This window comes from Colwellia psychrerythraea 34H (assembly GCF_000012325.1).
GTDB classification, from domain to species: domain Bacteria; phylum Pseudomonadota; class Gammaproteobacteria; order Enterobacterales; family Alteromonadaceae; genus Colwellia; species Colwellia psychrerythraea_A.
This window is the reverse complement of record NC_003910.7, coordinates 3,494,111-3,506,946: the sequence shown is the minus strand read 5'-3', so window position 1 is coordinate 3,506,946 and position 12,836 is coordinate 3,494,111. Positions and strand designations below refer to the sequence as shown.

The window sequence follows — 12,836 nt, the reverse complement described above, 5'->3', positions numbered from 1 at the left end:
TTACAGCGGAAATAATAAGGTGTGAGAAAACATTGGGATTTGGGTAAATGAAAAGTAGTTTTTACACAGTCTGGTGGCGAAGCGGACTATTTATTGTGATAGACCTGCGCGGAAATTAGGTCGGCTTTGGGGCAAAAGTGAATGTTTCAAATACTAATCGAATCGGTCTATTATCAGGGTTTTTTATAAGTGATCCATAATAATGGAAAATTTTAATGAAATTTAATAATCAGCCTACCGCCAACTTAGCCGTCTCATGCCACAAATATGCTGGCATGGGATGTTTAAGTTTCCATGTGATATTCATTGGCTGACTGCCTTCATATTTGACAAAATCGACAGGGCCAAAGTTAACAAAACCCATAGTTCTGCCGTTTTCATCTTTGCCTTGTTCACGCACAAATAGCAGGAATGTTTTCTTATTTTCTTTCTGCGTAATGTAACCTAAACCTCTTCCTGAATTTGGCCTCGCGCTGTTTTGCGTTTGCCAATGAAACAAGGTCGGGCTAATGGCATAATCGTGGTACATGGTGGTGGCTGAAAATTGCTTTTCACATTTGTTCAACGTTACAAACAACAATTCAGTATTTGCGTTAGCAATATTTAAAACACCTTCACGACTCGATGATTTTTTAACAAAGGTACTATCACCAAAAGCGACCAGAATATGTTCTTTTGGATAGCGAACATGCATGTTAAGTGGCGATGAATCGACTAACAAATTGTTAACTTTCGGCATAGTAAATTCGCTCACTTCAAGGCGTTCAATTAGCATTGAAATAACCTCGGCTAATTCCGAACGCAGTGTTGTATTTCTCAGTGCTAATAAGCCTGTCGCCACGTCATTAAAGCCAAGTGACTTACCTGTTTTGTCCCAAAAGTCATAGTGACACATCAATGCAAACTGTTGCTGATGATTCTGTGGGGTTTTATTCGTGTTGGTATCGCACATTGACGATATGGAAAAGTTGTTATCGCAAAGGGCTTTAATAAAACGCAAATAGGAGATTGATGAGCAATTAAGTAAGCGGTTATTAATGGCTCGATAATATGCCGCATAAAGGGCTTTATTCTCTGGCGCTATTTCTTTGTTCTTGCTTGCAGCAACTAATATAGACCATCCTCCAAATGGTCCGATTTTAATCTTGTAAATATCTTCTAGGGTAATGCTATCGTTAAGATGTAAAAAGTTAGTCAGCGTTAATGGTAATTTTGTATCATGCTGGAAGCTGATTATTAGGCTAATTAACTTATTTTTGTTTAATGTCGCTTGGCTAATGTTTCTTAAGATCATTGCTTGCGTTTTTTCTTGTAACTCAATGCGACAACCCAAGGGTAGGTGAGGGAAGCCTTGTTTCACTTCTTTCGCTATCGCCTGGTTGGTTTTACCTACTAATGCTCTAAACTTGCTAGAAAAGTCATACTCTGGTCGTGAATTACCAACAAAATCGAGAATAGTACAACATTCTTTATTTTCTGTTAATCGCAGTCCACGGCCTAATTGCTGAAGAAATATCGTTAAGCTTTCGGTAGGGCGTAAAAAGAGTAGGGTGTCTAATTCAGGGATATCGACCCCTTCATTAAATATATCAACGACAAACAATACATTTATCTGTTTTGATCTTAGCTGTTGTTGCAAGACTTCACGGTCTTTACTGTTGTCGCTGGTTAACACGCCACAAGCAATATTATGCAGTGTGAACTTTTTAGCCATAAATTTTGCGTGTTCTTTACTGACGCAAAACGCCAATGCGCGCATATGCGGTATATCGGTAATAACCTCGCTAAGGCTTTGGAGAATACGTAATACTCGTTGATCGTTATACGTATAGAGGTGTGTTAATTCGGCAATATCATAACGGCCTTTAGACCATGATATTTTAGTTAAGTCGGTATCATCATCTATGGCAAAGTACTGAAAGGGCGAAAGGTGACGTTGATTTATCGCCTCTGGTAATCGAATTTCGGCGGCAATAACATTGCAAAAGTCACAGAGAATATCGCTGCCATCATGGCGTTCGGGTGTTGCCGTTAAGCCTAATAATATTTGTGGGCTAAAGTGCTTTAATACAGCGCGGTAGCTGCTTGCTGAAATATGATGTACTTCGTCAATAACAATATAATCAAAGTAATCTTCACTTAGCGCTAAGGTTTCAATTTGAGCGTTTACACTTTGAATCGAAGCGAATAGGTGTTGATACTTGCTAGGTTTGTTATTACCAACCCACAACTCGCCAAATGTACTATTTTTTAATACACCACGATAGGCACCCAATGCTTGTTTTAGTATTTCTTCTCGGTGAGCAATGAACAAAAACTTTGCTTCGGGGTTTGCATTATAGAAACGAGAAAAATCAAAGGCAGAAATAATGGTTTTACCTGTTCCTGTTGCTGCAACGACTAAATTTCGATATCGGTTATGTAGATCACGCTCAACCTGTAACTTTTCTAATATGGTTTGCTGATGAGAGTGAGGCTTGATATCAAAATAGAAACTCGGTGTTGAGGGATTAAAGCTGCCTCTTGCTTCTTGCAGTGCGTTACTTAGTTTTTCACGGCTTTCAATTTCACCATCAAAATATTCAAAGTCAGGAGATTCCCAGTAGGTATCAAAGGTACTGAGTGATTTTTTAATAATGTGTGGAATTTCTTGCGAGGTGATTTTTAGGTTCCACTCTAAACCACTGGTTAAGGCTGAATGAGATAAATTAGAAGATCCAATATAACCAGTGTCAAAGCCAGTATTTCGCATGAATAGGTAAGATTTTGCGTGTAATCTTTCACGGTTCGTATTGTAACTAAGCTTTACTTCAGTGTTGGGCAGTGATGCTAAAAACTCTACGGCTTTGGCATCGGTAGCACCCATGTAAGAAGTGGTAATTATTTTTAATTGCCTACCGCTGCGAGTAAAAGACTCTAACTCCTTTTTGAATATTCGAATGCCTGTCCACTTTATAAATGAAACGAGCCAATAGATTTTATCAGAAGATTGGATCTCTCTTTTTATCTCAGTTTCTAGCGACACGCCAACGTTACTACCACAGAATAATTCACTCTGCGTTAGCCCGGTTATTGGCATTATCGATTCAACATACTTGGGTAAATCAGCCGCAATAGGGTTCGACTTATCAAACAGCGCAGTAAGGATTTTACCTTGGCTATCGAGTAGATTTTCACTGATTAATTGATCATCTTTAATGTGCTTACTAAGCCATTGAACAATGGTATTAGCTAGACCTATTTGATCATGAATTCTAGAGTCACCACTTGGTACTGAGTCCATAGCAATTTCAATGAGTCGGGTTAAGAAACGAGATAACCAGGTTGCCGCTTCACCTGCTTCTAATAAGCGTTCACCAACATGAAAGGATTCACGGTCTAAGTTTTGTTCAACTAATTGCGTTATTAGTTGCTCATAGATACCGGTAGTGTTCATGAAAATCCTTTTAATTTAGTGCGTTATTCGCTCCAGGGTATCTGAAAATTGGTCAAAGAGGAATGATAAAGCCGACTAATTACGCTAAAAGGCAAGTGTGGGAGGGTAATAAATTTTCATACTCAAGCGAGCCTAAATAGTTTCAATGTTTATCACAAACCCTACCTTTTTTAATGACAAAATCAAGCTGCTCTAAGGACTGCTTAGCCACTTGAACACATCGTTAAGTCTGAACGAGAATAAAACCAATGTTATAGTCTTTTGCCATTTGGGCATAATCTAAGTCTTCATATAGTCGAATACCTTATGTAATAACACCAGCAGCAACAAAAAGTTGTAGGTGTACATTAACTAACGCTTCAATATCTCTTTGGTAACCACCACCGATGACCGCAGCGATTGGTATACCTTTAAGCTTACAGTAATCAAAAACTAGTTTGTCACGAGCTAAAACACCTTGAGTAGAAATATCAAGATGACCAAGATCGTCATTGCAATGAATATCTACTCCCGCATCGTAAATTACTGCATCAGGCTTAAAGCTAGAAAAGGCTTTATTCAAAGCATTATCTACTGTCTCCAAATAAAGACTGTCTGTTGTTCCTTTCGGCAATGCAAAATCTAAATTTGAAACTTGTTTACGGTGTGGGAAATTTTTTTCACCATGAATTGAAACCGTAAAAACATTCTGATTATTTGATGCTAACTTTGCTGTTCCGTCACCTTGATGTACATCAGCATCAAATATAAGTACCTTGCTGATATTATCATTTTGTAACATGGTTAATGCGGCTAAATATAAATCGTTAATCATGCAAAACCCAGAGCCAAAATTAGCAAAAGCATGATGATAACCACCCGTTAAATTTAGTGATTTTCCATATTCTAAGGCTAATTGTGCAGTCATTATAGTGCCACCAACAGCAGTTAGTGTTCGTTCAATCAATTGTTGAGACCAAGGAAAACCTATTCTTCGCATCGCTTTAGAATCTAATTGATTATTAATCAGCTGATGTATATAGGTGGGATCATAAACGGTTTTAACATTATCGGGATTAACAGGAGTTGGTTTTTTAAACCAATTATTAGGAACTCCATTTGCGACAAGTGCATTTCGTATTCCAACATATTTTTCTATTGGAAATCGATGTCTAATGGGTAATTCAAGTTGGCTATAAATAGGGTGAAATACTAGTGGTGTCATCATTTAAGTTATAGAAAATTTAAAAAGCTATAATGATAATAACTCAAATATCGAGCATTTAACTTTATTTTCGATATCTATCACATCTTATCTTAAATACACGTATCCATTTCCTTCGCAGATGCTTTTTGAAGGTGATTAAGCTGTGTTTATACCCGCTCCACTTGAAGATGCTCGTTTCAGGATGTCTGAGCGATTCATAATCAAGGCACATTTTTTATTAAGGGTTATCCCCTTAAAAAGAAATGTAACGCAGAATATGATTTGCTCAGCCTTCCCCAAAGGACTGGTTTAGAAACGCTTTATACTGCGTTATTGATTTTGAGAAGGGAGTAACCATTCTCTTCAATCAATGCCTTGCCTAAAAACGTTTCTAATTCCAGCTGAATCCTGCATCTTCAAGTGGAACGGGTATATTTATAAATATAGCCAATTTAAAAGCAAGGAAAGTGTTATCCACATGAGTAAAATCAACGGAATACCCACACGCATAAAATCAGAAAACTGATAACCACCAGCATTCATCACCAATAAATTGGTTTTATATGCCATGGGTGTTGCGTAACTTAAGTTGGCACCAAATAGCACGGCTAAAATAAATGGCTCGGGTGAAAGGTTAAGTTGACTAGCAACAGAAATAGCAATGGGAGTGCCAATAACCGCAGCCGCATTGTTAGAAACGATATTGGTTAATATGGCTAATAACAGCATTAAAGCCGATAAAATTCCTCCCGGTGGCAGTCCATACGATAAGGCGACAAAAACCTGTGCTATATATTCAGCGCCTCCTGTTGTCATCATCGCGGAGCCTAAAGCCAGTGACGCGGCAACAATTAATATAACTTGAGTACTTAAGGCTGATGCGGCTTCTTCCCAATTTAAACATTTAGTGAGTAATAATATGAGTACACCGCATACTGAACTAATCTCAATAGGCAAAATCCCCAGCGCTGAAGATAAAACGACGGCGAGTAATGTGCCTAATGCCACCGGCGCTTTGCTCGTTTGAGGTAACGATTCAGCGCCATCAATTATTAACATGCCTTGTTTAGCTTTTAATAAATCAATTTGCTCTGTTTCTCCTTGTACGAGTAATACATCACCAATCTTCAAACGCGTATTTCCAATGCTATTTCGCCCCGTTTCCATTGCTTTACCGGCTCTATGTAATGCAACTACTGAAATAGCATATTTGCGAATGAAATTTGCTTGTTGTAAGGTTTTTCCTTCGATACCAGAACCCGCAATGATTACAATCTCTGCTAAGGTTTGTTTGTCAGCATTTAATGGATGTTCTTCATCAACTTTATGCAGCCCAGAAAATAAGGTTGCGCCTAACACTGTCTCGAATTCTTTAAGGCGATCAGGATAATCGTGAACCTTCAATCGATCACCAGTAACAAGTACCGTATCAGGTAAAGGTATGATATTTCGATAGTCTGGACCGCGTTGAATACTCTCTATTTTGAGCTGTCCATCGGTCAATTTAATTATTTCGGCAATGGTTTTATCGTTAACATCACTTTCTTCGTTTATATTAAGATAAGCACTAAATAATCGAGGAGACGTATCAGGCATTGATGGTGTTCTATTCGGTAAAAGTTTAGGCGCAATTAGCCATAAATAAAGTACAGCTACCACAGAGGCAATAAGTGCTGGCTGAATAAAGTCAAATAGTCCAAATTCAACTGCCCCCATATTTTTTGCAATACTCACGACTAATAAATTAGTTGAGGTGCCTATTGTGGTGGTCATTCCACCCACCAAGGTTGCTAATCCCATTGGGAGTAACATGGGTGATGAGTCTGTTTGAGTGCGTAAAGATACATTGATTAAAATAGGCAGTAATAGCACAACAACGGGTGTGTTGTTTATAAAGGCACTTAACCCTCCACCAAGAATAAGTGTTAACAATAATGACAAGCTAGGGCTTATTTTCCATAACTTAGCCAAATATCGACCAATAGGCTCCAAAGCCCCTGTACTGACAATACCATGACCAATAATCATTAATGAGCAAACGGTAACTAAGGCCTCATGGCCAAAACCAAAAAACAATGAGCTTGGTTCGAAATGGTTGCCATCGACATAAAATGGAAACAGTGCAAACAGTAAACACAGTATTGTTATAACAGCCAACGAAGAAGTTTCTAAAGGGGTATCTTCTCGGCGAAATAAATACAACGCAAATACGGTAATCAATAAAACGGCTAATGCGTGGTTATTGGGTAGGTCTGGAATACTCAAAAGGGATACCAAGTTGATTAAATTATTTAGCCTATACGGTCAGTAATTATACCGCGTCATCTTCAAGTGGAACGGGTATAGAAGCCAGTATAGACCCAAAATCTATTTAACATACAGACTCTTGTTTTAATAATAGATAATTTGTGAATAGCTAAGCAATACAATAAGCATTAACGCTTAGTTAAAATTAACCTATCTATGCGCTAGGCTCAGGTTGATTTTACCTGTGATACAAAAATAACTATTCGTAGTTTATAAAGCCATGAAATTATGGGATATTACTGATAAGAGACCATACTAAGCGATTATCGCTTTATCTATGGTCATCGTATGAATTAAAGGAGCTAATTTGTCTTTTACAATTGAGCAGTTACATCTAGGTCAAAAAGATCATTTCGAAAAAACCTTCTCCAATTCCGATGTGATGTTATTTGCGGAAATTTCAGGAGATAGGAATCCCGTACATATTAATGACATTGCAGCGAAAAATAGTGTCTTTGGTCAACGTGTTGTTCATGGCGCGTTTGTATTAAGCACTATTTCGGCATTGTTAGGGGAAAAGCTGCCAGGTGAAGGCACGATATATCTGGGGCAAGAAAGTAAATTTATAGCACCAGTTTTTATCGGTGATACGGTAACTGCAACCTGTGAAGTTATTGAAATTATTAAAGACAAAAACATCGTTAAATTACGTTGCACCTTGGTTAATCAAGCGGGCAAAGTGGTCGCTGAAGGGAAGGCAACCGTGATGCCGCCTAAATTTCAGCATTCATAAGATGCCTGAAATGACAAACGCTACCTTAATGTAAATAGTAGCGTTTGTGATAGAGCCAATGGGTTTTGGAATCTATTCCATTAACCACATTCTCGCTTTACGCCCTGGTAAGTAAAACTTATGCCATTGGCTATTAATGTTTTGTACATCAACACCTTCAACTACATCACGGTAATTTTTATTCCACCATAAATTGTGTTCTGCGGTATTAACCCACACATCTTGGCCGTTATCACACTTGTTAATACCCACCACACCAATGTGGTCACGTTTGAATAAAATAATACAGTCGTTAAAGCTCATCACTTGCATACCATGGCCTTGCGCGGTGTTATGAAACTTCACCATGCCAGCAACGTCTGAACGTTTGTATAAATCTAACCAACGGTTGTTGTCGTTACTTTCGTTATGATCTGAGTACATCATCGGCGTACCGCCATCACGGCCCATTATGTAGGCGTTGGCTAACACTTCATCGGTGGCATTCAATATTTGATACCTAAAACCTTCATTGGTTGGAATATCATGGGTTATTGAAAATGTTACCGCTTTATCAGGTGTTAATGCTTGCCCATAAGCAGCAGGGTCAACAAGTTGGTTCATTGAACCGCCAAAACCAAGTGCACCGCGCAGTGAGGCAAATAGTGGGAAGTCATAAGCACTATGGCCAGTGTCATTTAAATAAGGCGCTAGAAAAGCGTCGTAGCTATTGTCGCCCGCGCCGCCAGAGGTAATGATTTCACCAAAAACATGTACGCCATTTTTGATGTCGTTATTAAATACCGCATTAATGTGATAGTTGCTCATGTGTTTTGCTGCATCAACACGAAAACCAGTAACACCGATAGCTTTTAACGCTTGTAAGTAAGCTTGTTGTTGGGAAACTACCCAGTTATTCGGGTCTAAATCAGGTAATCCAACATCGCCATTGCCACCACAAAGTCGCCAATATTGTACATGGCCTGGGTTGCCCCAGTCAGTAATACATCCTGCAGGATGAAAGTCATTTGCACCATAGCTACCAGTTTGTAGATCGCCGAATAACTTAATTGAATTGTAATAAGTGCTATCAGCTGCATAGGTAGCGAGTACTGCTGTGCCTGGATAGTTTAAATCTGAGCGCTGAGATGATTCGTTCGCCATATGGTTGAATACGATGTCGGCGTAGGTTTCAACTCCTTTGGCTTTTAGGGCATTAACCATATCTTTAAAGTCGTTGGTATCGCCTAAAGGGCTATGAATAACTCTGAAGTCTTGTGGCTGATAACGAGCCCACCACTGATCGCCTGAGGATTTGTATGCTGGCGAAACAAGGACTTTTTTGTAGCCTAAATCAGCAATCTCTTGCGCTTTGGTTGCAACGTCATCATAGGTCCAATTAAAAGCGTGCAGTATGGTATCAGCGTACGAACCTTGACTGAATAATAGTGAACTGGCGATGATTGATGCTTGGGTGAATTTTTTTAATAGGGGTGTAGTTTTCATGCATTCCTCGTTTATATTATTTTTATTGTTGTAAACTTTTAGGGCTGAAAGTTACTACTGATTAAGCAACTAAATTGAGCGTAAATTAAGCGAAGATAGTTATCAATCCCCCTACATACGTATTCATAAGAGAATTTAAGTTGCTCAGCGAAACGTGGACACCAGCACTTTTGCTTAATTATTCTGCGGAACAATTTGACTTAGCAAGGTCAGTTTTCGCATAAGTTTGATAGTCACTCTATACTTCTTTTATTACTTTCTCTGTTGCAAGGAATGGCGAACATATGGATAAAACAGATAGCATTGATATTGATAAACAAGTCAATACAGATGAATTATTTGGTCACCCTAAAGGTTTGTATATTTGTTTTGCTACTGAACTATGGGAGCGATTTTCATTCTATGGCATGAAGTATTTGCTGCTCTTATATTTAACTAAATACCATTTGTTCTCTGACGGAGAAGGCCTGGAAGTATTAGGCTCATATGCTGGTTTAGTTTACACCTTGCCCGTTATAGGCGGCATGTTAGCCGATCGCTATCTTGGCATGAAAAAGTCAGTGATATTCGGTGGAATCCTACTCTGTTTGGGGCATTTATTGATGGCTGTTGAAGGCCATCAAGCGGTTCAATATGCGGCAGGTACCATTTTAACTTCAGATCTCACCTTAAATAATGGCGCGGTACTTAGTGCGGGTACTCTCTTAACAGAAACGATTAAAATTCAAGATTTAGCGGCGCTGAATGTTTTCTACTTTGCACTATCCCTTATTGTTGTTGGGGTTGGTTTTTTAAAACCCAATATTTCTACCATAGTAGGTCAACTCTATAGTAAAGATGATCCCCGTCGAGACTCGGGTTTTACCATTTTTTATATGGGCATTAACCTTGGCTCTTTTGCCGCCACTATTATTTGTGTTTACTTAGGGGAAACCTACGGCTGGCGTTACGGTTTTGGTGCTGCGGGCATCGGCATGTTGTTTGGTTTGGTGACGTTTACTAAGGGCCTTAAATATTTACGTGGTTTGGCAGAGCCACCAGACGTTGCCGTATTGAGCGAGAAAGTTTGGGGTTTAATTAGTAGAGAGTACTTAATCTATTTAACGGCTATTTTAAGTTTGTCGGTATTTTGGCTCGTTATTCAACATGAACCGGTGGTTTTTGCGGCTCAGCAGGTTTTACTGGTTGTTTCGGGCGTAGGGTTAATCGGTTATGCGGCATTAAAAGGCAGCAGGGAAGAGTTTCAGCAAATGCTGGTGTTGATGGTGTTAATTGGCTCTACCATCGTTTTTTGGGCTTTGTTCGAGCAAGCTGCGGGGTCGATGACGCTATTTGCCGACAGAGTCGTTGAGAGAAATATTGCTGGCATTGAGATAACTGCGGGTCAATTTGGCGCTCTCAATGCAGGTTTTATTATTATGTTGGCCCTACCTTTTGCTGCATTGTGGGTATGGTTAGAGAAGTTTCGGCTAAATCCTAATATTCCGATAAAATTTGCTCTAGGTATTATTCAAGCAGGTTTAGGTTTTGGTGTTTTGGTGTTCGGGGCACAATTTCCCGATGAGGCCGGGAAAATCAGTTTATGGTGGTTAGTTTTAGCTTACCTAATTCATACTACGGGTGAGTTGTGTCTTTCTCCGGTAGGTCTTTCGGCAGTGACTAAGCTTGCGATACACCGTGTGGTAGGTTTATCAATGGGCGTGTGGTTTTTGGCTACGGCGCTGTCTGAAACGCTGGCCATGCGTTTAGGAAAATTAGCGGCCATTGATACCCAAGGTGGAGAGCTTAATAGTGTGAGTGATAATCTTATTATTTATACACAGCTGTTTGAGTTTTTAATGTGGATTGGTATTGGTACAGGCGTAGTGGTTTTACTGATATCACCGCTATTAAAGCGGGGTATGCATGGCGTTCGCTAATGTGCTTTAGCGATAGGACTATCGGTAGTAACGAATTAATGGTGCTTAAAGTAGTGATAATAAGCATGAACCGAATACCCTATGATAAGTGCTATTGCACATAATCCAACGACCAAGGAAAGTGTTGTCATAATTGCCTCTGCTTTACGCTTTTGTCTCTAGGATTAAGTATAGCAAAGATGGAAATAGTTAATGAAATGACGAGAGAATTTATTGTTGTTTGAACGCTATGTGAGCATTGTCAGCCCTGCAGTAAGATTAACCTCACATCTTAGTACAGGGCAGAGAATGACCATTGAAACATTTACTATTAACTTAACGTAAGACTTAACGTAAAACTGAAGGTAATTTTAAAACTATTACCTTGCTTTGAATTCCAATACCGTGGCGTTAATACAAAATCTTGGTTGTCCATTCGGACCATCTGGAAATACGTGGCCCAAATGAATACCTGAGGTTTTAGAGCGAATTTCTGTGCGTACCATACCGTAACGGTTATCAGGTTTTTCAATAACTGAACCGTCAACTGCTTTAGTAAAAGATAACCAACCAGAAGCAGAGTTAAAACGGTCGTCAGTATCAAATAATGGTGCACCACTTAGCTTATCTATAAAAACGCCATCAGGAGTGTTCTTGAATATTTCATATTCTTTACAAAAACGGCTATCAGTACCTTCGTCAAACGCGACATTAAAGGCTTCACTTTTCCCTAATTTAAAAGCGCCTAATGCTTTATAGAAATAGTCAGGGCTCATGTATCCTTGTTTACCAAATACCTCTTCACCGTCTTCAATAAATATAATAGTGGGAGTCGCCCAAGTTTCAGTCTTAATCGTTAGGCCTTTAAGTTGGCTAGCTAAACGAAAGTTTATTGCAATCGAACCTTTGTAATCATTAGCGACGTTCTTTTTGAATTTCTCACAATAAGGGCAATAATTTTCTGATTCAATGACAATAATATGTTTGCCAGTTAGTAAGGGCGTATTATCAATTTTTTGACTGGCTAGTCCCGGTTTACTGGCATCAGCATCAAACTTAACGCCAGTAGAGTGATCTGGACAATAACCATTTGGGTTCTTGGCTAAATAATCCTGATGATATTGCTCAGCTTCAAAAAACTTACTAAGTGAACTTATTTTTGTGGCGATATTTCCATAACCTGCGTCATTTAATAATGTTTGATACTGAGCCGTTACTTTCTGTGCAATATCATTTTGTTGTTCATTACTCGTTAATATCGTTGAACGATATTGCGTGCCAATATCATTGCCTTGACGGTTAAGCTGCGTTGGATCGTGTCCCTCATAGTAACTTTGTAAAATAGTTTCCAAACTAACCTTTGCGCTATTAAAAATAACCTTAACGACTTCTGCATGGTTATCTTCATTGTATTTATTTTTTCTCTGGGTAATTTCTCGATAACTAGCGCTGACATTCTTACCATCGGCATAACCTGAGATAGCATCAACAACACCTGGAATTGCCTGATATCTTTTTTCAGCGCCCCAGAAACAACCAGCACCAAGTACAATGCTATCTAAATGCGTGGTTGCAGGCATTTCTTTTGTTGAGTTTGATGATTTTGGCATCATTTTTTCGATATCACTTTGCGTATTGGTTGAGTTAATCGTTGAGTTTGTTGTTGAATACTCAGTGGATTTTGGTGCCACAGCATAAACGGTAAGTATCGAAATTAATGCGAGAGCTATGATGAACAATATATTTTTCATAATTTTATCCTGACTCAACCAGTGAAGAGCGATTGATTTG

The 12,836-nt window shown here is 38.9% G+C and carries 7 protein-coding genes; 2 read left to right on the top strand and 5 right to left on the bottom strand.

The genetic code is table 11. The annotated features are described in order from the left end of the window. Positions 1–229: 229 nt before the first annotated feature. The 3 genes from CPS_RS15055 to CPS_RS15045 form a co-directional block, all read right to left on the bottom strand. Positions 230–3,436 (bottom strand): DUF3427 domain-containing protein, encoded by a 3,207-nt coding sequence (locus CPS_RS15055; RefSeq protein WP_041737074.1) that lies wholly within the window; start codon positions 3,434–3,436, stop codon positions 230–232. Between the two features lie 304 nt (positions 3,437–3,740). Continuing rightward, a complete protein-coding gene (locus CPS_RS15050; RefSeq protein WP_041737072.1) occupies positions 3,741–4,640 on the bottom strand; it encodes a histone deacetylase family protein in 900 nt (299 codons plus the stop codon). Between the two features lie 417 nt (positions 4,641–5,057). Beyond that, positions 5,058–6,887 carry an SLC13 family permease gene (locus tag CPS_RS15045; RefSeq protein ID WP_011044134.1) on the bottom strand — a complete coding sequence of 610 codons (1,830 nt, stop codon included), beginning with the start codon at positions 6,885–6,887 and terminating at the stop codon, positions 5,058–5,060. A 349-nt stretch (positions 6,888–7,236) separates the two neighbouring features. Here CPS_RS15045 and CPS_RS15040 point away from each other — a divergent pair, with 349 nt between their 5' ends. Next, a complete protein-coding gene (locus tag CPS_RS15040) occupies positions 7,237–7,662 on the top strand; it encodes a MaoC family dehydratase (protein WP_011044133.1) in 426 nt (141 codons plus the stop codon). Positions 7,663–7,734: 72 nt separating this feature from the next. Here CPS_RS15040 and CPS_RS15035 read toward each other — a convergent pair whose 3' ends face one another. Then, complete coding sequence (locus CPS_RS15035; protein WP_011044132.1) at positions 7,735–9,147, bottom strand: alpha-amylase family protein; 1,413 nt, start codon at positions 9,145–9,147, stop codon at positions 7,735–7,737. A gap of 284 nt (positions 9,148–9,431) precedes the next feature. On the opposite strand from CPS_RS15035, the gene CPS_RS15030 reads away from it, so the two are divergent. Continuing rightward, complete coding sequence (locus tag CPS_RS15030; protein ID WP_011044131.1) at positions 9,432–11,066, top strand: peptide MFS transporter; 1,635 nt, start codon at positions 9,432–9,434, stop codon at positions 11,064–11,066. A gap of 359 nt (positions 11,067–11,425) precedes the next feature. Here the strand turns inward: CPS_RS15030 and msrA are convergent, their stop codons facing one another. Beyond that, positions 11,426–12,658, bottom strand: a complete 1,233-nt coding sequence (msrA, locus tag CPS_RS15025; protein WP_202944319.1) for a peptide-methionine (S)-S-oxide reductase MsrA — start codon at positions 12,656–12,658, stop codon at positions 11,426–11,428. Positions 12,659–12,836 lie beyond the last annotated feature (178 nt).

Bases quoted from the DNA above. Each gene is read 5' to 3' on its own strand.
- msrA (WP_202944319.1), bottom strand. From the start codon at position 12,658: ATGATGCCAAAATCATCAAACTCAACAAAAGAAATGCCTGCAACCACG.
- CPS_RS15035 (WP_011044132.1), bottom strand. From the start codon at position 9,147: ATGAAAACTACACCCCTATTAAAAAAATTCACCCAAGCATCAATCATC.
- CPS_RS15030 (WP_011044131.1), top strand. From the start codon at position 9,432: ATGGATAAAACAGATAGCATTGATATTGATAAACAAGTCAATACAGAT.
- CPS_RS15055 (WP_041737074.1), bottom strand. From the start codon at position 3,436: ATGAACACTACCGGTATCTATGAGCAACTAATAACGCAATTAGTTGAA.
- CPS_RS15050 (WP_041737072.1), bottom strand. From the start codon at position 4,640: ATGACACCACTAGTATTTCACCCTATTTATAGCCAACTTGAATTACCC.